This is a genomic window from Micromonospora sp. NPDC047740 (assembly GCF_043204735.1).
Classification (GTDB): Bacteria; Actinomycetota; Actinomycetes; order Mycobacteriales; family Micromonosporaceae; genus Micromonospora.
The window spans coordinates 30989-53609 of the sequence record NZ_JBIDCT010000023.1 but is presented as its reverse complement, the minus strand read 5'-3'; the positions used below and the strand labels follow the sequence as shown (position 1 = coordinate 53609).

Here is a 22621-nt window from a genome sequence, read left to right as displayed (position 1 = left end):
GGGCTGAGGGGCGGGCCGGCGGACGGCCGGGTCGGTCAGCTCCAGGCGCTCGGGTCGGCGGCGAGCTCGTTGACCCGGCCGGGCAGTGCACCGCTGGCCACGTCGGCGAGAGAGACCTGCTCCAGGATCTGCCGCTCACTGGCCCGCAGGGCGATCCAGACGTCCTGCAACGCCCGGGCCGCTCCCTGGTAGCCGAGATCCTCGGGACGCTGGCCGCGGATGTGGGCGAGCGGACCGTCGATCACCCGGATCACCTCGGCGAGGGAGATCTCCGCCGCCGGCCGGGCCAGCCAGTAGCCGCCTTCGGGCCCCCGCTGGGCGTGCACGATCCCGCCCCGGCGCAACTGGAGCAGGATGCTCTCCAGGAACTTCGGCGGGATGTCCTGGGCGCGGGCGATCTGCTCGGCGGTCACCGGGCGGCTCCGTCCGGTGGCCGTCCCGTCGGCGACCGAGGCCAGCTCGGCGGCCGCGCGGAGGGCGTAGTCGACCCGGGCGGAGAGACGCATGCCGGCAAGATTAGTCGGCTGGTCAGCCAGCCGGATTGCCGGCCCTCGCCCGAGCGGGCACGGTGGCCCGGTCAGGCGCCCTCGCGGCGCAGCAAGCCCTCCTGCACCGCACTGGCGATGTGCCGACCGTCGGTGGTGAACATCCGGCCGGTGGCCAGCCCGCGGGCGCCCGAGGCGGACGGGCTCCAGCAGTCGTAGAGGAACCACTCGTCGGCGCGGAACCGCCGGTGGAACCAGAGCGCGTGGTCGAGGCTCGCGCCCACCACTCCCCCGGGCCCCCACACCTCGCCGTGCACGGACAGCACCGAGTCGAGCAGGGTCAGGTCGGAGGCGTACGTGAGGGCGCAGGCGTGCAGCAGCGGATCGTCGGGCAGCTTGCCGTCGATGCGCATCCACACCCGCTGGTGCGGCTCGGCGGGGCGGTCGCCGGGGCGTACCCAGCCGGGCTCGCCGACGTAGCGGACGTCGATCGGGCGCGGGATCTGACCCCAGATGCCGAGGCGCTCCGGGTAGCGGGCGAGCCGGTCGGTCATGGTCGGGATCTCGTCCGGCCCCGGCACGTCCGGCGGGGCCGGCGCGTGGTGGTCCAGCCCCTCCTCCTGCCGTTGGAACGAGGCCGACATGAAGAAGATCGGCTTGTCGTGCTGCAGCGCGACCGAGCGGCGGACCGAGAAGGACCGGCCGTCCCGGATGTCCTCGACCCGGTATTCGATCGGCTCGGCCGGGTCACCGGGGCGGACGAAGTAGCCGTGCAGGGAGTGCACGAAGCGCTCCGGGTCGACGGTGCGGCCGGCGGCCACCAGGGCCTGGCCGGCGACCTGGCCGCCGTACACCCGCTGCGGGCCGACCGGCGGGCTGATCCCCCGGAAGGTCATCTCGCCGATCTTGTCCAGGTCGAGGACCTCGAGGAGCTGGTCGACCGCGGCCTGGCCGGTCGCCACCGGCTGCTCGCTCACGGGGCCACCTCAGTTCGCGACTGCGGGGCTCGCAAAACCGGCTCACTCCTCGCGCTCACGGGGTCACCTCAGTTCGCGACTGCGGGGCTCGCAAAAGCGGCTCACTCCTCGCGCTCACGCCGGCGCCTCGCCACCGAGCCGGATGGCTCGGGCGCCCCGCTCGCTCACTGCAGCGCTCGGGCCGAGGCGGCGTCGACCAGCGAGCCGAGCTGGTGCACCCGCAGGGTGTTGGTGGAGCCGGGGGTGCCGGGCGGGCTGCCGGCCACGATCACCACGTGATCGCCGGGGTTGGCCCGGTTGAGGCCGAGCAGCGCCTGGTCGACCTGGCGGAACATGTCGTCGGTGTGCGCGACGAACGGCATCAGGAAGGTCTCCACGCCCCAGGAGAGGGCGAGCTGGTTGCGCACCTCGGGCACCGGGGTGAAGGCGAGCAGCGGCAGGTCGCAGTGCAGCCGGCTGAGCCGCCGGACGGTGTCGCCGGTCTGCGAGAAGGCGACCAGCGCCTTGGCGCCGATGGCCCGGGCGATGGAGGACGCGCCGACGGTGAGGGCGCCGCCGTGGGTACGCGGGTCGTGCTGCAGCCGCGGCACGGCGATCGAGCCGGACTCGGTGGTGGAGATGATCTTGGCCATGGTGCTGACCGTGAGCACCGGGTACTTGCCGACGCTGGTCTCGCCGGAGAGCATCACGGCGTCCGCGCCGTCGAGCACCGCGTTGGCCACGTCGGAGGCCTCGGCGCGGGTCGGCCGCGAATTCTCGATCATGGAGTCGAGCATCTGGGTGGCCACGATGACCGGCTTGGCGTTCTCCCGGCAGAGCTGCACGGCGCGCTTCTGCACCAGCGGCACCTGGTCCAGCGGCAGCTCGACGCCGAGGTCGCCGCGGGCGACCATGACCCCGTCGAAGGCGAGCACGATCGCCTCCAGGTGGTCGACCGCCTCGGGCTTCTCGACCTTGGCCAGGACCGGGCGCTGCACGCCCTCCTCGGCCATGATCGCGTGCACCAGCTTGATGTCCTCCGGCGAGCGCACGAAGGAGAGCGCGATCAGGTCGACGCCCAGGCCGAGGGCGAACCGCAGGTCCTCGGCGTCCTTCTCCGACAGGGCCGGGACGCTGACCGCCACGTTCGGCAGCGAGACGCCCTTGTTGTTGGAGACCGCGCCGCCCTCGGTGACCAGGCAGCGGATGTCGTTGCCGGTGACGTCGCTGACCTCGACCGCGACCCGGCCGTCGTCGATCAGCAGCCGGTCACCCGGCTTCACCTCCTGCGGCAGCTTGCGGTAGGTGCAGGAGACCCGGTCCTTGGTGCCGAGGATGTCGTCACCGGTGATCACCACGGAGTCGCCGGTGCGCCACTCGTGCGGGCCGTCGGCGAACCGGCCGAGCCGGATCTTCGGGCCCTGCAGGTCCGCGAGGACCGCCACCGGGCGCCCCGCCGCCTCGGCCGCCTCGCGGACCAGCCGGCAGACCGCCTCGTGGTCGGCGTGGCTGCCGTGGCTGAAGTTGAGCCTCGCCACGTTCATGCCCGCCTCGACGAGGCCCCGAATGCGCTCCGGGGACGAGGTGGCGGGGCCGAGGGTGCAGACGATCTTCGCGCGGCGTGTCACGCCCATCAGGCTAGTCTCTCCTCCGGGTCGACCTGCCGGCCGACCCCTTTCAGAGTGCGGAATTGTCCAACGACGGGCCATCCCCGCGCGGCGGGCGGAGAGGAACCGCGGCCGGAACGTCGTGGGTGGCGGGCATCGGCGACCGCGCGGCGGAAATCGTACCCCCCGCCACCATGTCCCGTCGGGGCGCTCCCGACCCACCCGCGAGCGCCGGTCGAGGCGGCGTCGACCGTTGCCCCACCGCGCTCAGCGCTGCGCCTGGGCCAGCGGGAACTCCAGCGAGCCGGCCGGGCAGAGGAAGGTCAGCACGTCCACCCGGTAGAGCCCGGCCTGCACCGCCGGGTCGGCCTCCATGACGGTACGCACGTCGTCCACCGAGCCGGTGCGCGCCAGGCCGAAGCCGATCGGCGGGTCCGGCTCGCGGGCCGGACCGTCCACCGAGCCGTCGATCAGGATGATGCCCCGCCGGAGCAGCGCCTGCATGTGCTCCTGGTGCTCGGCCTGCAACCGCTGCACCGTCTCCTCGGGCAGGGCCCGGCCGGACGGCCCCGGGTAGAGCACGATGCACTCGTACGTGTCGAGCGCGAAGTCGACCTGCGGTGTTCCGGTCATGTCGCACCTCCAGACGTACGCCCCGGCCCAGCGTCGCACGGCTCGCACGGCCGCCGCGGTCGCTCGGCCCAACTGCCCGGGGCGCCGCCGGGTTCCCGACCCGCCGCGCCGTTCGTCCCGTCGTACCCCCGGCCTACCCTCGCCGGCCATGGGCACGAGCTACCAGACCGTCCTCGCCACCGGGGAGCTGGCGCCAATCCGGGCCGCGCTGGCGGAGGCCCGATGGGAGGCGTACGTCGCGCCGGCGGGTGACCGCCGGTGGGCGGTGATCCCCCGCGAGGAGGACGAATACGGGTGGGCCGACGCGGACGCGGTGGCCGAGTTGGTCAGCAGCCGCACGGGCAGCCCTGCCGTCTCCTTCGACGTCTTCGACTCGGACGTGATGCGCGCCCGGATCTTCGTCGACGGCGCGGAGGCGCACGGGTACGTGTCCGACCGGTCCTACGTCTCGGAGTACTGGGACGACGACGACAACGAGTTCCTGGCCGGCTTCGACGGCACGCTGTACCCGGTCGACGCCCCGCCGCCGCCGGGACCCGGCGGCGCCGACCCAGGGGTGTTCGCGCCCCTCGGCGTCGGTGCGGTCGACGTGGCGGCGCTGGGCGCCGCGTTGCGGGGCGAGGTCCCGCTCGGCGACGCGCCCCGGCTGTTTGCCGAGCGGCAGCACGCCGCGATCCTGGCGGCCCTCAACCTCCGCTGCCGCCCGCTCACAGCGGCGTTCCGGCACACCGACCCGGTCGACCTGCCCGGCGCGCTGCACGTCACGCCGTGAGCATGCTGCCCCGAGGACGGCCGCTGACGTGATCCACGGCCGGACCGGCGGGCGGCAGTCGGCCGCCCGTCGGGTGCTCGGATCAGATGGCGAAGCAGTTCGGGTGGATGGCGGCGCCGGCGAGCGCCTGCCGGACGATGCTGTAGGCCGTGCCGTCGAGGACGAGACCGAGGTGGCCGACCACTCGCAGTGGGCACGACGACTGGATCAGCACGTTGGTCGCGCCGTCGGCGAGGGTGGCGTTGTCGACCGGGATCACCAGCTCGTCCTGCCAGGTCCGGATCGTGGTCCAGCGGACCGCGCCCGGGGTGTCGTCACCGCCGTTGAGGTCGGCGAGCAGACCCGAGCCGACCGACATCTGCTGGCAGGCGACGATGCCGGCGCAGCTGCCCAGGCCGAGGAACTTCACGATGTTCGCGACGTAGGTGCCCTGCTGGGGGGTGCCCAGGCTGACGTAGCGGCCGACCGTGTCGGCGCCGCCGAGGAACTTCACGTACCAGCGGGAGACCAGGCCGCCCTCGGAGTGGGTGACCAGGTCCACCTTGGCCGCCCCGGTGGCGGCGCGGACCTGGTCCACGTAGGACGAGAGCGCGCGGGCGGATTCCCGGATGTCGCCGAAGCCGAGGTCGGGGAGCTGGTAGATGGAGACCCGGTAGCCGTCGGCGCGCAGCCGGGCGGCGATCGGCTCGTACGCGATGGAGACCCCGATCAGGCCCCCGACGACGATGACGGGGTTGCCGGTGGCCGCGGCGGTGCGGCCGACGGTCTCGGTGGCGCCGGCGGGGGTGGTGGCACCCGCTGCGGCGGCCTGGGCGGCGGTGGCGGGGAGCAGCAGGGCGGCGACGGTGGTGGTGGCGACCAGGATCTTTCGGAGCAGCATGGCTGCACCTCCGATGGGAGGCACCCGGGGAACCGGGAGGGACGGGTGAGGGATCCGATCGATCGTGGGAACGATGATGCGTGGCAGATTTCACATACGTCAATGAAAAGTTACGCGCTGGTAACCCGTTGTTCCGCGAAACGCACAAACCGGCGTACCGGGCAACTGTCCCCTGTGGATTAGCGGGACGCGCCGGACCGGTCCCGGGCCGCCGAACCGACGGCGGCGCTCACGCCGAGGCGGTCGCGCGGGTGATCGCGCGAGCGGTCGCCGCCAGCCCGGCCCGGTCGCACCGCTCCGGGTCGGCCAGCACGTCGACCGCGACGCCCGGCTCGACCAGCCAGAACGCCTCCCCCACGCCGATCAGGCCGGGGCCGTCGGGATGGGCGAACTCGACCCACTCCCCACCAGCCGGGTCGCGCTCGTGGTAGTCGGCGAGGAAATCGTGCAACGCGGTGAGGTCGATGAGCCGCTCCCCGCGGAGCACGTGCACCCGCAGGTCGACCCGGTAGCCCTCCGCGACCTGGCGCTCCCAGACCCGGGTGGCGAAGCTGACCTCGTCCCACTCGCTGGCGAAGTCCGACACCTCGGTGCCGGCACCGGCCGGCACGTGACCGACGTGGAAGCCGTCCAGCTCACCGCCGTCGCGGGCGACGGACCCGTCCCGATCGCTCATCCCGGGCTCAGTTTCCCAGCGCCTGGACCTTGGCGATGGTCTCCTGGACATGCTGCCGGGCAGGCTCGCCGCCCTGGGCGGCCTGGGCCAGGGCCTGCCGATAGGCATCGATCACGCCGAGCAACGGCCCCGCCGCCACGCCCTCCAGCGCGCCGGCCACCAGCGCGCGCGCCTCGGCCGCGTCCTGGGCCGCAGCCGCCGTCTTGGCCTTCGCCTCGTCCAGCTTCTGCGCCGCCGCCGCCAGCCTGGCGATGATCTGGGCTGCGCTCACGCCACCGCCTCGCTCCGCTCGGCGGCGCGAGGCGCCACGCTGCTGAACTGAATGGTTCGCTCACTCCGCTCGCTCACGCGCCCTCCCCGTCCCGCCGCGTCGCCCGACCGGCACCGCCGCACCGGCCACTGAGGAGCCTACGAGATCACCGCACGCCCCGCGACCACCCGATCACGCCGGCCGGACCCGGTCAGCGCATCAGGCGGAACACCAGGAGGTAGACGCAGAACAGCGACGGGGAGAACAGCGCACAGATCACGAAGCCGAGCGGGACGTACCGCGACGGCGGGGGGTCGGAGCTGACCGGCGGCCGGCCCCAGCGGGCGAGCACCAGCTGCCCGGCGAGGAACGACAGCAGCGGCACGCCCGCGCACGAGGCGGCGGCCACCAGATCGAGCCCGGTGGCCGGGATCTGCGAACCCACCAGCGCGACCAGCATCAGCACCGAGCCGGCCAGCGCGCACGCCACGTAGACCGCGACGGCCCGAGCCGGCGGCGACCAGGTCGGCAGCAGCGCGGGCCGGTGCGCGATCGCCTCGGCCTGCTGCCCGTACCGGTCGGCCTCGTCGACCAGTTGCCGGGCCGCGGCCAGTTCCGCCGCCGGGTCCGCCTCCGCCGAGGGGGCGGGCACGGCATTTTCCGGGTACGCCCCGACGCCCGGCCGCCCCGGCGCGGCGGCTGCGCCGCCGGTCGCCCCCGCCCCGGTTCCGGGCGCGGGTCCGGGTGCCCCCGCCAGGCGCGGTGCGCCCGCCGGCGGCGGTACGGCCCCCGGCCCCGTGCTAGGCCCGGGTCCGGCCAGACTCGACACACCGGTCGGCGTCGACCAGGCCGGTGCCGGCCCAGCCGGGATCGCCGGTCCGCCCTGTGCCGGGACCCGGTCCGCCGGGTCCGCCGGCGGCGAAGCCGGCAGTCCGGCGGCCCGGCCGAGCTGGTCGAGGCGCTGACCCTGGGCGGCGAGCCGCTGGCCGAGTTGGTCGACGGCGGTGTGCAGGGACCGGCGGCGTTCCGCCTCTGCGGCGACGGCCTGCTCCTCGCCGCGCTGCCGCGCGGACAGTTCCCGGGCCAGGGCCGCGTACTCCTCGAATCCGCTCACGCCGCCGCCTCGCTCCGCTCCGCGGCGGCGCGAGGCGCCACGCTACCGAGCCAAATGGTTCGCTCGCTCACGCGTCGCCTCCGTCACCGACGAAGGGCACGATCAGGGTGGTCCGCTGGTCGTGTCGGTCCACCAGCAGGGCCCGCCCGTCACGCGGGACGTAGCCGAGGTCGTGCCAGCCCAGATGCAGGCCGAGGTCCGCGCCGGACACGTTCAGCGCGACCAGGCAGGCCAGGTCGTCGCGGTTCTGCGTACCGCCGAGGTCGTCGCCGAGTCGGCGCAGCCCGCGCCACCAGCCGAGCAGGTGCACCCCGTGCGCCGGCCCCTGGCGCAGCACGGCCCGCAGGTCGTCGTGCCCGGAGCGGAAGGTGGCCGGGTCGGTGGCGGCGAGCACGCCGGAGGCGGCGTCCACCCCGAACACCACGAGATAGGTGCGCCCGGGCGCATCACCCCCCGAGCCAGCCGCGGCGCCGGACGGGCCGCCCGGTCGCTCACCGCCGGGTCCGGCGGCCAGCTCGGCGAGTTGGGCGCGCAGTGCCGCCGCGTCGAGGCGGCGGACCGGATGCCCGGCGGCGGCCAGGGTCATCGCCAGGTCGTCGGCGGCATCGGTGGTGCCGGACGCCAGGGGGGCGAGCAGGAAGCGGGCCGTGCCGGGGGCCTGCTGCCGGGCCAGGCTGAGGGTGGCCGAGCGGAGCACGTCCACCCCGGCCGAGGCGGTGCCGACCACGGCGAGGTGCCGGCCGGGGTTGGCTTCCAGGCGGAAGGCTGCCGTGCTGCCGGCCACGTCCACCGTCCGGCCGACCAGCGCGAGCGGCGGCTCGGTGCCCGGCCGCAGCGCGGCCCAGGTGGGGTCGGCGGCCAGTCGCGGCGTCTCGTACCCGCGGAAGACGATGGGCGGGCGCGTGCCCGCCGGCCGGGCCTGGAACAGCTCGTGCCGGAGGGTGGCCAGGTCGGCGCCGGCGGCGTGCGCGTCGGGGAAGCGGACCTCGGTGTTCGCGCCGGCCGCGCCCCCGGCGGTGTTGACCACGGCCGTCCCCACCCGCAGCGCCTGCGCGGCGTCGTTGAGCGGGTCGAGCATCCCGCTCCCGCCGGGGAGCGCCACCCGCAGCGGGAACTGGCCGAAGATGGCCTCGGCCCGGCCGTACAGGGCCTCGATGCCGGTGGTGCTCTGGCTGGCCAGCACCAGGTGCAGGCCGTACGAGCGACCCTTGCGGGCCAACTCCTCCAGCAGGTCGACGGCCTGCCGGGCGAGGGCGTCGTTGCCGGCGAACAGCACGTGGAACTCGTCGACCACGGTGACGATCCGGGGTGGCCGGTGCTCGGCCGGCAGGTCGGCGAGCTTGGTGACGCCGTGGCGCTTGAGCAGGTCGGCCCGGCGGGTCAGCTCCTCGCGCAGCTCGCGCAGCACGGCGACGCCGTACTCGCGGTCGGACTCGATGCCGACCGCGCGGGCGTGCGGCAGCCAGGACGGGTCGCGCTCGGTGGGGACGAACTCGGTGAAGCTGACGCCCTCCTTGAAGTCGAGCAGGAGGAGCTGGAGCTCGGTCGGGGCGTACCGGGCGGCCAGGCCGTAGAGCACGTCGAGCAGGAACACCGTCTTGCCCGCGCCGGTCCGCCCGCCGACCAGCCAGTGTGGGGTGGCGTCGTCGAAGGCGACCGTGATCGGCTGGCCGACGACTTCAGCGCCGGCTGCAGATCGTGGCGCGGCGTCGGACGCGCCGAGCTGGAGTTGGCGAACCGACCGGCCGAGCACGGTACGCAGCCCGGTGGCGGACGACTCGGCCCAGCGGCTGGCCGGGAGCAGGTCGGCGAAGGTCACCGCCTCGGCCCGGCGGGTGGCCGCGGCGAGCTGCCGGGCCAGCCCGGTGACGGTGGCGTGCGCCGGGTCGCCGTCGAGCACCACCGGGGCGGGCAGGCCGCTGCCGTCGGCGCTGAACGGCTGGCCGGGTGGGTCGCCGACCAGCGCGTACCGGTCGCCCCGCCGTAGCTGGGTGGTGGCGCCGAGCGGCGGTGGCGGGTCGCCGGGACCGGCGGCGGGGTAGCCGGCGAGCAGCACGCAGACCGCCGCGGCCGGACCGGCGTGGGTGAGCGCGGCGAGCCGGGCCAGCTCGCGGGGCGGCGGGGCGGACGCGGCGACCACCAGCAGCAGTTCCTGGTCGTCCCGGACCGCCTGCTGGGCGCTGCGGGCGTGCCGTTCCGCCTCGTCGAGCAGGGCGGCCACCTCGGCGGCGGTGGTCGCGGCGGGGCCGAGCACCCCGGCGTCCAGCAGCGGGCGCAGCGGCAGGAACGCGGCGCCGAACGCGGCGGGGTCGATGCCGGCGACCCGGACCGTGCCGGCCGGCGCGGCGGCGAGCAGCCGCACCACCACGGCCCGCAGCAGCTCACCGACCCGCGGATCGCGGGCGTCGGTGTCGACCGCGAGGTGCGTGCCGCCGGCCAGCGGCACCAGCACCGGGAAGCGACCGTCCAGGGTGGTCGCTTCGCCGATGCGGACCGGCACCGGGGTCGTGACCGGGCGGGCGGCGCCTGGTGCGGCGGCGGCCAGTTCGGCGCCGAGCCGGGCCAGCCGGGCGACCAGCTCGGGGCTGCCGGGGGCGACCGGCCCGGCGGCGGCGAGCGCCCGCCGCGCGGCCTCCCAGCGCCGTACGGCCTGCCGGTGGAAGGCGACCGCCTGCCCGTACGCCGTCGCGAGCCTGCCCACCGTCCCGTCCCTCCGACGCCGTCGCGGTCCCGATCGAGGGAACCCTAACGGAAGCCCGCCGAGCCGGCACAGTACGTGACGCGTTTTCAGGATTTGTCTACTGTTCACCTCGCGGACCCCGGCCGCGTCGGCGGCGTTCCCCGGCCGCCGTTTGCCTGCTGACGGAAGCATCGTGAACAGGAAGGCGACGACGTGAGCTCCTCCCCCATTTCCCGCCGGTCCATGCTGCGCGGCGGTGCCGCTGGCGCCCTCGGCATCGTGGTGGCCGGTAACCTGGACGTCATCGCGGGACCGGCGGCGGCGCGGGCCGCGGCCCGCCCGGCGGTCGGCTACGGCGAACTCGTTCCGGACCCGGCCGGCCTGCTGGCCCTGCCGCCCGGCTTCTCGTACACCATCGTGGCGCAGGCCGGCGTGACCCTGCTGGAGTCCGGGCAGCCGACCCCGAGCGACGCCGACGGCACCGGCTGCTTCCTCGGCCGTGAGGGCTCGGTGCTGGTCAACAACCACGAGATCGGCGGCAGCGAGCCCTTCCCGGTGCCCGCGCTGGCCGGCCTCACCTACGACCCCGGTGCCCGCGGCGGCACCACCACCATCGAGGTGGACGCCCAGGGCCGGCGGCTGCGCGAGTACGTCAGCGTGGCCGGGACGCACAACAACTGCGCCGGCGGCATCACCCCGTGGGGCACCTGGCTGACCTGCGAGGAGACCGAGCAGAAGGCCGGCGGGCGGTACCTGAAGGACCACGGCTACACCTTCGAGGTCGACCCGCACGACCGGTCCGCCAACCTGGACCCGGTGCCGCTGAAGTTCCTCGGTCGGTACGCGCACGAGGCGGTGGCCGTCGACCCGTACACCCACGCGATCTACCTGACCGAGGACGCCGGCGGGCCGAACGGGCTCTACTTCCGCTGGACGCCGCCGGCCGGCTTCCGCGGCGGCAAGGGCGCGCTGCGCGCGCTGGCGCAGCGTCCCGACGGGGACACTGCCGGCAGCCTCCAGGCGATGAAGTGCTTCCTGGGCAGCCAGCACGTCGCCGACCTGTCCGAGGCGACCACGCCGGGCACCCGCTACAAGGTGGAGTGGGTGGACGTGCCGGACCGGGACGCGAAGACCGTCTCGGTGCGTAAGCAGTTCGCCGACGAGCAGGTGACCCGCAGCCGCAAGCTGGAGGGCGCCTGGTGGGCCGACGGCGGCGCGTACTTCGTGGCCAGCTTCGCCCGGCACTCCGACGGCAGCGTCAACGAGCACGACGGCCAGGTGTGGTTCTACGACCCGCGGACCGAGACCGTCACGCTGAAGACCATCTTCGGGGTGAACCAGAACCCGGACGAGGAGACCGGCAACTACGACGGCCCGGACAACATCACCGTGTCGCCGTACGGCGGGGTGATCCTGGCCGAGGACGGCGAGGGCCTGTCGCACCTGGTCGGGGTGACCGAGCAGGGCAAGGCGTACCCGCTGGCCCGCAACGAGCTGAACGAGAGCGAGTTCACCGGGCCGACGTTCAGCGCCGACGGGAAGATTCTGTTCGCCAACATCCAGTCCCCCGGCTACGTCTTCGCGATCACCGGCCCGTGGGGCCGGCCGAGCAACGCCGACCTGGCGGCTGACCACTCCTGAGTACCGGCGGCGGCCGGCAGTTCCCGAGGGGCCGCCGGCCGCCGGCTTGGCAGGACCACCCCAGCCGTCCGGTGCTGGCCTCGGCGGCTGCCGGCCTGGCACCGCCGACCCGGCCCAACGGCCCGGCTGCGCTCGACGCGACCGGACCCGGCGCGCGGACCTTCCCGGGCGTCAGGGGCGCGCAGCCGGGTGGCGCAGGCCGTCCAGGGCGATGGCCAGCACCCGGTCGCGCTGGGCCGGCTCGGGGAACTGGTACGCCGTGATCCCGCTGATCAGCCGCACCACGTCGTCGAAGCTGGCGTCCGGCCGGGCCACCCCGGCCTCCTGAGCGCGGCGCAGCAACGGCTCGCCCGCGGCGTAGATCTCGGTGCGGCAGCTGCGGAACACCTCGGAGTCGTGCACCAGCTCCTCGGCGAGGGCTCGCTTGGTGCCGACGTAGGCGACGAACCGGTTGAGCCAGGCGACCAGGGCATCCCAGGGCGGGAGGTCCGCCAGGTCGGCGGCGGACCGGCTGAGCGCTCCCACCTCCTCGACGTAGACCGCCTCGAACAGGTCACGCCGGTTGGGGAAGTTCCGGTAGAGCGTCCCGATGCCGACCCCGGCCCGCCGGGCGATCTCCTCCAGCGAGGCGCCCGCACCGCACTCCCCGAAGACCTCCCGCGCGGCGGCGATCAACGCGTCGTAGTTGCGCCGGGCATCCGCTCGTTTCGGGCGGCGCGCAAGGACCTCCCCCAGCTGGTCGCCGCTGGCCATGACGGGCGTCACCTCTCCTGCCTTGCAACCGGAGGCACCCCTCCGATAGGTTAGTGGAGGCACCCCTCCGGAACTGACCGGAGCCATGCCTCCGGATAGCTTACTCCGGATTTCGGGCCGATCCCCACCTGCGCGATCGGCCATCCAGACACCGGACCCAGGAGGTCCCACCATGCCCGCATTCGGCTGAACACCGGCAGTCCCGGCCGCCACCGCGGCAGATCGCCCCGGCCGCGCCCCTGCGCGAGCCGTCCCCCGATCCGCGCGAGCGGCCCCGCGGTCACGTCGACCGCACACCCGGGCGACCGACCGTCGCCCCCGGCAGACCTTTCTTTCGTACGCGAACGGGAGTTCCCTCCGTGACCGAAACCATCCGACGCGGCTCGCGTCGGTTGACCTTCCTCGTCCTCGCGGCCGGCACCGGCTTCTTCGCGATGCTCCAGTCGCTGATCACCCCGGTGCTGCCCACCATCCAGCACGACCTGCACACCTCCCAGAACACCGTGACCTGGGTGCTGACCGCCTACCTGCTCTCCGCGTCGATCTTCACCCCGGTCCTCGGCCGGGTCGGCGACATGGTCGGCAAGGAGCGGATGCTGGTCGTCTCCCTCGCCGCGCTCGCGCTCGGCTGCCTGCTGGCGGCCGTTGCCCCCAGCATCGGCGTGCTCATCGTCGCCCGGGTGGTCCAGGGCGTCGGAGGCGCGGTCTTCCCGCTGTCGTTCGGCATCATCCGCGACGAGTTCCCCGCCGCGCGGGTCGGCTCCGCCGTCGCGGCGATCTCGGCGATCGTCGCCGCCGGTGGCGGCCTCGGCGTCGTCCTGGCCGGTCCGATCGTCGCCGCCCTGGGGTACCGGTGGCTGTTCTGGATCCCGCTGGTCGTCGTCGGGCTCACCGCGCTCGCCGCGCACCGGTTCGTGCCGGAGTCGCCGGTCCGTACGCCCGGCCGGATCAACTGGGCGGCCACCCTGCTGCTCTCCGGCTGGCTGGTGGCGCTGCTGCTGCCGATCAGCAAGGGCGCCGCCTGGGGCTGGACCTCCGGTCGGGTGACCGGCCTGCTGGTGCTCGCCGGCCTGCTCCTGGTCGCCTGGCTGGTGGCCGAGGCCCGCTCGGCGAACCCGCTGATCGACCTGCGGATGATGCGCCTGCCCGGGGTCTGGACGACCAACCTGGTCGCCCTGCTCTACGGCGCTTCGATGTTCGCCGTCTACGCCTTCCTGCCGCAGTTCGTGCAGATCCCGACCAGCGCCGGATACGGCTTCGGCGCCAGCGTCACCCAGGCCGGGCTGCTGATGCTGCCGATGCTGGTCGCCATGTTCGTCGCCGGCCTCGCCGCCGGCCGGCTGCAGGGCCGGTTCAGCGCCAAGGCACAGTTGGCGACCGGCGCGGTGTGCAACGTGCTCGCCTCGGCGATGCTGACCGTCGCCCACGACACCCGCTGGGAGATCGGTGTGGCCGGGGGACTGGTCGGCCTGGGCATCGGGCTGGCGTTCGCCTCGATGGCCAACCTGATCGTGGCCAGCGTGCCGCCCGGGCAGACCGGGGTGGCCACCGGCATGAACGCCAACATCCGCACCATCGGCGGCGCGATCGGTGCCGCGGTGGTGAGCGGCGTGATCACCGCCCACCCGCAGGCGAGCGGGCTGCCGCGCGAGGCCGGGTTCACCCTGGGGTTCCTGGTGCTCACCGGGATCGCGCTAGCCGCCGCGATGGCCGCGCTGATCGTTCCGGCCGGGCGGCCGGCGATGCGTGAACGGCGCGCGGAGCTGTCGCCGGGGAGCGCCGGGCCGGAGCTGACCGGCGAACTCGCGACGGCGGGACGCTGATCCGACTCCGGGGCTGACAGCGCGGGCGACTCACCCGCGCGCCGCCACCCACGCGCCGGTCAGCGCGTTCCGCCGGAGTAGCCGCACCGGCCCGCAGGTCGCGCTCGAACGTGGAAGTAGTGGCCTCCCGGGCGGGAGGCCACTACTTCCTGGATCGAGCGGGATCTTGAAGGGCCCGATGCCGTCAGGTCGGTAGCGGGTCCGGCCGGGTCAGCCGGCGAGGGCGCAGTCGGCCGCGTGAACCAATGCCGTGGCCCGGGACCGGCGGCGCGACCGGTGCGACGCGCAGGCGGCGCACTCGTGGGCCGTGCGGGCGGACGGGCCGGCCGCGAACCGCCCAGCCCGGGGGCGCAGCCCGGCGAACCGCGTGCCGGGCAGGCGCAGCCCCACCGGGCGGGACGCCGGAACCGGGCGCGGGCCCTCGGCGGCCATCGGGGCGACGGGGCCGGCCGCGGCCACCGGGCGGGCGACCGCCGGGACGCTCGCCGGCCGGACGACGCGGGCGGTGGCGGCGGCGCGGCGGCGCACGGCGGGCGCGGCGAGCACCAGGCTGAGCCGGCGCCGCAGCCGCCGCTCCCGGAGCCGGTCGAGGGCCACCCCGGCCGCCACGGTGGCGACGGTAGTGAGCGTGCCGGCCAGCACCAGGGTCTGCCGGGGTCCGGCGTGCTCGGCGAGCCAGCCGAGCAGGGGCGCGCCGACGGCCGCGGAGACCGAGCCGGTGACCGCCAGGGCGGCCAGCACCCGCCCCCGCATGGCGTAGTCGGTGTCGAGCTGGGCGCGGGCGCCGACCGTGGTGTCGATGATCACGGCCGCCGCCGCCACCGGCAGCATCACCGCGGCGAAGCTCAGTGTGCCGGGGGCCAGCCCGGCGACGATCTGCAGGGCGCTGGCCAGCAGGCCGGCCCCCACCAGCACCCGGTAGCCGAGCTCCCGGCGGCGGGCCGCGACCAGCGCGCCGAGCACCGTACCGACCGCGAAGACGGTGGAGAGGAAGCCGTACCCGGACGCGCCGCCGCGCAGCGGACCGTCGCTCATCGCGGCCATGGTCACCTGGTAGTTGCGGCCCAGGCTGCCGAGCACGAAGGACAGCGCCAGGGCCACCAGCACCACCGGCTGCCGCAGCAGGTACCGGAAGCCGGCTCGGATGCTGCGGTCCGCCGGCACCGCCTCGGCCTCCGACAACTCCAGCTCGGCCCGTCTTGCGCCGCGCCGCGACCGCAAGCCGTCGTCCGGTGCGCCGTGCCGCTCCTCCTCGCGTACGGCGAACAGGGCCGCCACCACCGCGACGAAGCTGGCGGCGTTGATCGCGAAAAGCAGCGCGGGGCCGACGGCGGCCACCACGACGGCGCCGACGCTCATGCCCAGGATGCGGCCGGCCGAGTTGGTGAGCGAGCCGAGGGCGAGCGCGTTGCCGAGGCTCTCCCGGTCCACCAGGGTCGAGCACCAGCGGCCCATCACCGGGCCCTCGATCGCCGACACCGCGCCGGTGACCAGGGAGATCGCGTAGATGGCCGGCAGGCCGCCGGTGCCGGTGACGGCGACCATGGCCAGCCCGGCGGCGAGCAGCGCGTGGGCGGCCTGGGCACCGATCAGCAGCGGCTTGGCGGGCAGCCGGTCGGCCAGCGCGCCGCCCCAGACGCTGAGCACCAGGCTGGGCAGCGCCTGCAACAGGACGGTGAGCCCCATCGAGGTGGCGGACCCGGTCTGCGCCAGCACGTACCAGTTGACGCCGAGAACCTGCATCCAGGTCCCGATGACCGACACGAACCCGGCGGCGGCCCAGATCCGGTAGTTGCGGTGGCGCAGCGCGGCGAACGTGGCGCCGAGGGCCATGAGGATTTCCCCGTCCAGTGGGTGACACGACGAAAGCCGGACCCCGCAGGTCCGGCCAGCCGCCAAGTCTGACCGCCCGCAAACCTCATTGCCGCTGTTCGTGAGGCGTTTCACGGGCCGGGCGGGAACCGGACGACCAACGTGAGCACCCCGGTCCGGGCCGGCTCGGCCCGGACCGCGGGGTCGGTGTCCGCGCCGGCTCAGCGCGCGGCGAGCGGCTGCCGGGCGGGATCCACCGGCGCGGGCAGCTCGCCCACCCCACCGAGGTACGCGTGGACGGCCGCGGCCGCGGCCCGCCCCTCGGCGATCGCCCAGACGATCAGCGAGGCGCCCCGGTGCATGTCCCCGGCGACGAACACCCCGTCGACGTCGGTCTGCCAGTCGGAGCGGGCGTCGACCGCGCCCCGGGCGTTGCGGGTCACCCCGAGCTGGGCCAGCAACGGCTGTTCCTCGGTCCCCTCGAAGCCGATGGCCAGCAGCACCAGGTCGGCGGGCAGTTCCCGCTCGGAGCCGGGCAGCACGGAGACGATCCGCCGGCCGTCCCGCTTCTCCACGCTCACCTCGGCGATCCGGACCGCCCTGACCTGGCCGGTGCCGTCATCGACGAACTCCTGCACCGCCACGGCGAAGACCCGCTCGCCGCCCTCCTCGTGGGCCGGGTAGTCGCGCAGGATCCACGGCCAGGTGGGCCACGGGTCCCGGGCGGCGTCCCGGCCGGCCGGCGGCTCCGGGTAGAGGTCGAGCTGGTGGACCCCGGCCGCGCCCTGCCGGTGCGCCACGCCGAGGCAGTCCGCGGCGGTGTCGCCACCGCCGATGATCACCACGTGCTTGCCGGCCGCGTCGATCGGAGTCCCGTCCGGGAGCGTGGCCAGGGCGGGCTTGCCCTCCCCGGCCGCCGCGACGACCCGATTGGCCGCCACCAGGTGCGCCATCGCCTGGTGTACGCCGCGCAGCTGCCGGCCCGGCGTCTCGGGGACGTCCCGGCCCTGCAGCGCGCCGCAGGCGAGCAGCACCGCGTCGTGCTCGGCGCGCAACTGCTCGGCGGTCACGTCGACCCCGACGTTCACCCCGGCACGGAAGCGCACCCCCTCGGCGGCGAGCTGAGCCAGCCGCCGGTCGATGTGCTGCTTCTCCAGCTTGAAGTCGGGGATGCCGTACCGGAGCAGGCCGCCGAGCGCGTCGTCCCGCTCGTACACGGTGACGGCGTGCCCGGCGCGGGCGAGCTGCTGCGCGGCGGCGAGCCCGGCGGGCCCGGAGCCGACCACGGCGACCGACTTCCCGGTCGGCGCGGACACCGGGCGGGGGCGCAGCCCGCCGCGGGCCACCGCGGCGTCGGCGATCTCCACCTCGACCTGCTTGATGGTGACCGGCAGCTGGCCGCCGAGGCCGAGCACGCACGCCGCCTCGCACGGAGCCGGGCAGAGCCGGCCGGTGAACTCGGGGAAATTGTTGGTGGCGTGCAGCGACTCCACGGCGGCGTCCCAGTTGCCGGTCCGGACCAGGTCGTTCCAGTCCGGGATGCGGTTACCGAGCGGGCAGCCGTCGTGGCAGAACGGAATGCCGCAGTCCATGCACCGGGTGGCCTGCTCGCGGATCAGCTCCTCGCCGGCCGGCGGATACACCTCCCGCCAATCCATGATCCGCACCGGCACCGGCCGGCGGGCGGGCAGCCGCCGGTCGTAGCGCAGGAAACCGTTCGGGTCAGGCACGAGCCACCTCCTGGGCGACCGCCCGCGGGGCGGGCGGCACCGGCAGCGCCGGTTGGGCCGGCTCAGCCGGCGCCGTCAGTTCTTTCATGACCGCGTCGTCGACGTCACGGCCGGCGGCTTCGGCGGCCCGCATGATCTCCACCACCCGGCGGTAGTCCCGGGGCACCACCGCGGTGAACTCCTCCACCGCCTCCGACCAGCGCTTGAGCAACTCCTCCGCGACCGCCGAGTCGGTCTCGGCGAAGTGCCGCTGGACGAGGTCGTGCAGCAGGTCCCGCTCCTCGTCGCGCAGCGGCGACAGGTCGACCAGCTCCGGGTTGACCAGCCGCCGGTCGAGCCGGTGCACGAAGGCGGTGCCGCCGGACATGCCGGCGGCGAAGTTGCGGCCGGTCGGGCCGAGCACCACCACCGTGCCGCCGGTCATGTACTCGCAGCCGTGGTCGCCGACGCCCTCGACGACCGCCACCGCGCCCGAGTTGCGCACCGCGAACCGCTCGCCGACCCGGCCGCGCAGGAACATCTCGCCGTCGGTGGCCCCGTACAGCAGGGTGTTGCCGGCGATGATCTGGTCCTCGGCCCGCTCCCCCGGCCCGGCCGCGGCGTCGGCGAACGGCGCCGTCGGGTCCGGTCGGACGATGATCCGCCCGCCGGAGAGGCCCTTACCGACGTAGTCGTTCGCGTCGCCGTACAGGCGCAGGGTGACCCCGTGCGGCAGGAACGCGCCGAACGACTGGCCGGCGGTGCCGTGCAGCAGGAACTCGATGGTGTCGGTGGGCAGGCCGGCGCCGCCGAACCGGCGGGTGACCTCGCCGCCGAGCATCGCGCCGACGCTGCGGTGCTCGTTGCGAATCGCCAGCTCGGCCCGGACCGGCGTGACCGGTGCGGCGTCCCGCGCCTCGGCGCCGGCCGCCCGGGACCCCGCATCCCGCAGGGCCGGCGCAGCCAGGGCGATGAGCTGGTTGTCCAGGGCCAGTTCCAGGCCGTGGTCCTGGGCCCGGATGCCGCGCCGGGCCGCGCCCGCGGGCAGCTCGGGCAGGTGCAGGACCCGGCTGAGGTCGAGGCCGTGGCCCTTCCAGTGGTCGACAGCCGGGGTGACGTCGAGCAGCTCGGTGTGCCCGATCGCCTCGTCGATGCTGCGGAAGCCCAGCTCGGCCAGGTATCCACGGACCTCCTCGGCGAGGAAGAGGAAGAAGTTCTCCACGAACTCCGGCTTGCCGGTGAAACGCTCGCGCAGCACCGGGTTCTGGGTGGCGATGCCGACGGGGCAGGTGTCCAGGTGGCAGACCCGCATCATCACGCAGCCCTCGACGATCAGCGGGGCGGTGGCGAAGCCGAACTCCTCCGCGCCGAGCAGCGCGGCGATCAGCACGTCCCGGCCGGTCTTGAGCTGGCCGTCGACCTGCACGGTGACCCGGTCGCGGAGCTTGTTGAGCAGCAGCGTCTGCTGCGCCTCGGCCAGCCCCAGCTCCCACGGGGTGCCCGCGTGCTTGAGCGAGTTGAGCGGGGACGCGCCGGTACCGCCGTCATGGCCGGAGATCAGGATGACGTCGGCCTTGAGCTTGGCGACGCCGGCCGCCACGGTGCCCACCCCGACCTCGCTGACCAGCTTGACGTGCACCCGGGCGCGCGGGTTGACGGACTTGAGGTCGTGGACGAGCTGGGCCAGGTCCTCGATGGAGTAGATGTCGTGGTGCGGCGGCGGGGAGATCAGGCCGACGCCCGGCGTGGCGTGCCGGGTACGCGCGATCCACGGCCAGACCTTGTTGCCGGGAAGCTGGCCACCCTCGCCGGGCTTCGCCCCCTGGGCCATCTTGATCTGGAGGTCGTCGGCGTTGACCAGGTATTCGCTGGTCACGCCGAAGCGGCCGCTGGCGATCTGCTTGACCGCCGAGCGGCGCTCGGGGTCGTGCAGCCGGTCGACGTCCTCGCCGCCCTCGCCGGTGTTGGACTTGCCGCCGAGCCGGTTCATCGCGATGGCGAGGGTCTCGTGCGCCTCGGCCGAGATCGACCCGTACGACATGGCGCCGGTGGCGAACCGCTTGACGATCTCGCGGGCCGGCTCCACCTCGTCCACCGGCACCGCCGGGCGTACGCCGGTGCGCAGGGTGAACAGGCCGCGCAGCGAGCCGGCCTGCGCGGCCAGCTCGTCGACCTTAGCGGTGTACCGGCGGAAGATGTCGTACTGGCGGCTGCGGGTGGCGTGCTGGAGCAGGAAGACCGTCTCCGGGTTGAACAGGTGCAGCTCGCCCTCGCGGCGCCACTGGTACTCGCCGCCGACCTCGAGCCGGTCGGACGGCTGGGCCCCGGCGGCCGGCCAGGCCAGGGCGTGCCGGGCGGCCACCTCGGCGTGGATCTCGTGCAGCCCGATCCCGCTGATCGTGCTCGGGGTGCCCCGGAAGTAGCGCTCGACCAGGCGGGTGTCCAGGCCGACGGCCTCGAACACCTGGGCGCCGCAGTACGACGACACCGTCGAGATGCCCATCTTGGACATGATCTTCAGGACGCCCTTGCCGAGCGCCTTCACGTAGTTGCGGACCGCCTTCTCCGGGTCGACGCCGACCAGCGCGCCCGTGGAGATCATGTCCTCCACCGATTCGAAGGCCAGGTACGGGTTGACCGCCGCCGCGCCGTAGCCGATCAGCACTGCCGCGTGGTGCACCTCGCGGCAGTCGCCCGACTCCACGATCAGCGCCACCTGGGTGCGCGTCTGCTCGCGGACCAGGTGCTGGTGCACCGCCGCGGTGAGCAGCAGCGACGGGATGGGGGCCAGGTCGGCGTTGGAGTCCCGGTCGGAGAGCACCAGGATCCGGACCCCGTCCTCGATCGCCTCGGAGACGTGCCGGCAGATCTCGGTCAGCCGGGCCTTGATGCCGGCCCCGCCGTCCCGGACCCGGTAGAGCCCGGAGACCCGGACCGCCTTGAACCCGGGCAGGTCGCCGTCCTCGTCGATGGAGAGGATCTTGGCCAGCTCGTCGTTGTCGATCACCGGGTACGGCAGCACGATCTGCCGGCAGCTCGCCGGGCCCGGGTCGAGCAGGTTGCCCTCCGGCCCGATGGTGGACGCCAGACTGGTCACCAGCTCCTCCCGGATCGCGTCCAGCGGCGGGTTGGTGACCTGGGCGAAGAGCTGGTGGAAGTAGTCGTAGAGCAGCCGCGGCCGGGTGGACAGCGGCGAGATCGGGGTGTCCGTGCCCATCGAGCCGATCGGCTCCGCACCGCTGCGGGCCATCGGGGCGAGCAGGATCTTCAGCTCCTCCTCGGTGTAGCCGAAGGTCTGCTGCCGGCGGCGCACCGAGTCGTGGGTGTAGACGATGTGCTCGCGCGGCGGCAGTTCGTCCAGCTCGATCAGGCCGGCGTGCAGCCACTCGTCGTACGGCCGGGCGGCGGCCAGCTCGGTCTTGATCTCGTCGTCCTGGACGATCCGGCCGTTGACCGTGTCGACCAGGAACATCTTCCCCGGCTGGAGGCGGCCCTTGGCGACCACGGTGGCCTGGTCGAGGTCGAGCACGCCCGCCTCGCTGCCCAGCACGACCAGCCCGTCGGCGGTGCGCCACCAGCGGCCGGGGCGCAGCCCGTTGCGGTCCAGCACCGCGCCGACGATCTCGCCGTCCGTGAAGGCGACCGAGGCCGGACCGTCCCACGGCTCCATCAGGCTGGCGTGGAACCGGTAGAAGGCGCGCTTGTCGGCGCGCATGTCCGGGTCGTTCTCCCACGCCTCCGGGATCATCATCAGCACCGCGTGCGGCAGGCTCCGCCCGGCCAGGTGGAGCAGCTCGAGCACCTCGTCGAAGTTGGCCGAGTCGGAGGCGCCGGGGGTGCAGACCGGGAAGACCCGGCGGATGTTGCCGGGGATGTCGGCGGTGCGCAGCAGCGCCTCCCGGGCCTGCATCCAGTTCCGGTTGCCGCGGATCGTGTTGATCTCGCCGTTGTGCGCGATGAACCGGTACGGGTGGGCCAGCGGCCAGGACGGGAAGGTGTTGGTGGAGAACCGCGAGTGCACCAGGGCGATCGCGCTGACCACCCGCTCGTCGGTCAGCTCCGGGTAGAACGCGGGCAGCTGGTCGGGGGTGAGCATGCCCTTCCAGACCATGGTCCGCCCGGACAGCGACGGGAAGTATGCCGGCACGCCCCGCTCGGCGCTCTCCCGCTCGGCCTGCTTGCGCACGCAGAACGCCACCCGGTCCAGGTCGAGCCCGGTCAACGGGGAACCGGCCGGGCCGGCGGGCGAGTCGGTGAGCCGGTGCGCGGCGAGGAAGACCTGCCGGACCCGGGGCATCGCGGCGAGGGCCGTCTCGCCGAGGCCGCTCGGGTCGGTGGGGACGTCCCGCCAGCCGAGGATGACGGCCCCCTCGACCAGGGCGTACTTCTCCACCACCTGGCGGGCCCGGGCCTCGGCCGCGTCGTCGTCGGGGAGGAATACCAGGCCGGTGGCGTACTGGCCGGCGGGCGGCAGCGGGAAGTCGACGACCGCGCGCAGGAACGCGTCCGGCACCTGGATCATGACCCCGGCGCCGTCGCCGGTGTTGGGCTCCGCGCCCCGGGCGCCCCGGTGGTCCAGCCGGCAGAGCGCCCCGAGACCGTTCGCGACGACCTCGTGCGACCGGCGTCCGTGCAGGTCGGCCACGAAGGCCACGCCGCACGCGTCGTGTTCCTGCGCGGGGTCGTAAAGCCCCGTCGCGCGGGGGGCCGGCTGCGGGCTGAGAGGGTACGGAAAGGCCACCGGGCCTCCTGTCGTCACTCAGGTTGGATCATGGTCGGGACGACGTCGGCCCTACGTGGGTCTTATTGAGTCTACGTTAGGGCTTCCGG

The 22621-nt window shown here is 74.3% G+C and carries 16 protein-coding genes; 3 read left to right on the top strand and 13 right to left on the bottom strand.

Features of this window, described 5'->3' with window-relative positions; translation table 11 throughout:
* Positions 1-35: 35 nt before the first annotated feature.
* The 4 genes from ACGF4F_RS31930 to ACGF4F_RS31915 form a co-directional block, all read right to left on the bottom strand.
* Positions 36-506, bottom strand: a complete 471-nt coding sequence (locus tag ACGF4F_RS31930; RefSeq protein WP_357435281.1) for an Rrf2 family transcriptional regulator — start codon at positions 504-506, stop codon at positions 36-38.
* Between the two features lie 71 nt (positions 507-577).
* Positions 578-1447, bottom strand: coding sequence for an acyl-CoA thioesterase (locus ACGF4F_RS31925; RefSeq protein ID WP_393083391.1), 870 nt, complete (start codon positions 1445-1447; stop codon positions 578-580).
* 179 nt (positions 1448-1626) lie between these two features.
* Entirely contained in the window at positions 1627-3075 is a 1449-nt protein-coding gene (pyk, locus tag ACGF4F_RS31920; RefSeq protein WP_357435279.1) for a pyruvate kinase, read from the bottom strand.
* Positions 3076-3315: 240 nt separating this feature from the next.
* Positions 3316-3681: a YciI family protein gene (locus ACGF4F_RS31915; protein WP_393083284.1), complete on the bottom strand. Its 366-nt coding sequence runs from the start codon at positions 3679-3681 to the stop codon at positions 3316-3318.
* Between the two features lie 148 nt (positions 3682-3829).
* Here ACGF4F_RS31915 and ACGF4F_RS31910 point away from each other — a divergent pair, with 148 nt between their 5' ends.
* Positions 3830-4453 (top strand): hypothetical protein, encoded by a 624-nt coding sequence (locus tag ACGF4F_RS31910; RefSeq protein WP_393083281.1) that lies wholly within the window; start codon positions 3830-3832, stop codon positions 4451-4453.
* Positions 4454-4535: 82 nt separating this feature from the next.
* On the opposite strand, the gene ACGF4F_RS31905 is transcribed toward ACGF4F_RS31910, so the two are convergent.
* From ACGF4F_RS31905 to ACGF4F_RS31885, 5 genes are all read right to left on the bottom strand, one after another.
* Positions 4536-5333, bottom strand: a complete 798-nt coding sequence (locus ACGF4F_RS31905) for a lipase family alpha/beta hydrolase (RefSeq protein ID WP_393083278.1) — start codon at positions 5331-5333, stop codon at positions 4536-4538.
* 229 nt (positions 5334-5562) lie between these two features.
* Complete coding sequence (locus ACGF4F_RS31900) at positions 5563-6009, bottom strand: hypothetical protein (RefSeq protein ID WP_393083275.1); 447 nt, start codon at positions 6007-6009, stop codon at positions 5563-5565.
* Positions 6010-6016: 7 nt separating this feature from the next.
* The gene (locus tag ACGF4F_RS31895; RefSeq protein WP_148796684.1) at positions 6017-6280 is read right to left on the bottom strand and encodes a DUF6244 family protein; all 264 of its coding nucleotides are present in this window, start codon (positions 6278-6280) and stop codon (positions 6017-6019) included.
* Between the two features lie 190 nt (positions 6281-6470).
* Complete coding sequence (locus tag ACGF4F_RS31890) at positions 6471-7373, bottom strand: hypothetical protein (protein ID WP_393083272.1); 903 nt, start codon at positions 7371-7373, stop codon at positions 6471-6473.
* Between the two features lie 67 nt (positions 7374-7440).
* On the bottom strand, positions 7441-9126 hold the full coding sequence (locus tag ACGF4F_RS31885; RefSeq protein WP_393083388.1) for an FtsK/SpoIIIE domain-containing protein: 1686 nt from the start codon (positions 9124-9126) through the stop codon (positions 7441-7443).
* 1140 nt (positions 9127-10266) lie between these two features.
* Between ACGF4F_RS31885 and ACGF4F_RS31880 the strand changes: the two genes are divergently transcribed.
* Positions 10267-11694 carry an alkaline phosphatase PhoX gene (locus tag ACGF4F_RS31880; protein ID WP_393083269.1) on the top strand — a complete coding sequence of 476 codons (1428 nt, stop codon included), beginning with the start codon at positions 10267-10269 and terminating at the stop codon, positions 11692-11694.
* 171 nt (positions 11695-11865) lie between these two features.
* Here the strand turns inward: ACGF4F_RS31880 and ACGF4F_RS31875 are convergent, their stop codons facing one another.
* Positions 11866-12459 (bottom strand): helix-turn-helix domain-containing protein, encoded by a 594-nt coding sequence (locus ACGF4F_RS31875; RefSeq protein ID WP_357435266.1) that lies wholly within the window; start codon positions 12457-12459, stop codon positions 11866-11868.
* 347 nt (positions 12460-12806) lie between these two features.
* Between ACGF4F_RS31875 and ACGF4F_RS31870 the strand changes: the two genes are divergently transcribed.
* Positions 12807-14270 (top strand): MFS transporter, encoded by a 1464-nt coding sequence (locus ACGF4F_RS31870; protein ID WP_393083265.1) that lies wholly within the window; start codon positions 12807-12809, stop codon positions 14268-14270.
* 210 nt (positions 14271-14480) lie between these two features.
* Here ACGF4F_RS31870 and ACGF4F_RS31865 read toward each other — a convergent pair whose 3' ends face one another.
* From ACGF4F_RS31865 to gltB, 3 genes are all read right to left on the bottom strand, one after another.
* Positions 14481-16103, bottom strand: coding sequence for an MFS transporter (locus ACGF4F_RS31865; RefSeq protein WP_393083262.1), 1623 nt, complete (start codon positions 16101-16103; stop codon positions 14481-14483).
* Positions 16104-16303: 200 nt separating this feature from the next.
* On the bottom strand, positions 16304-17812 hold the full coding sequence (locus ACGF4F_RS31860) for a glutamate synthase subunit beta (RefSeq protein WP_393083259.1): 1509 nt from the start codon (positions 17810-17812) through the stop codon (positions 16304-16306).
* Positions 17805-22532, bottom strand: coding sequence for a glutamate synthase large subunit (gltB, locus tag ACGF4F_RS31855; RefSeq protein WP_393083256.1), 4728 nt, complete (start codon positions 22530-22532; stop codon positions 17805-17807). Before gltB ends, ACGF4F_RS31860 begins: the two co-directional genes overlap by 8 nt.
* Positions 22533-22621 lie beyond the last annotated feature (89 nt).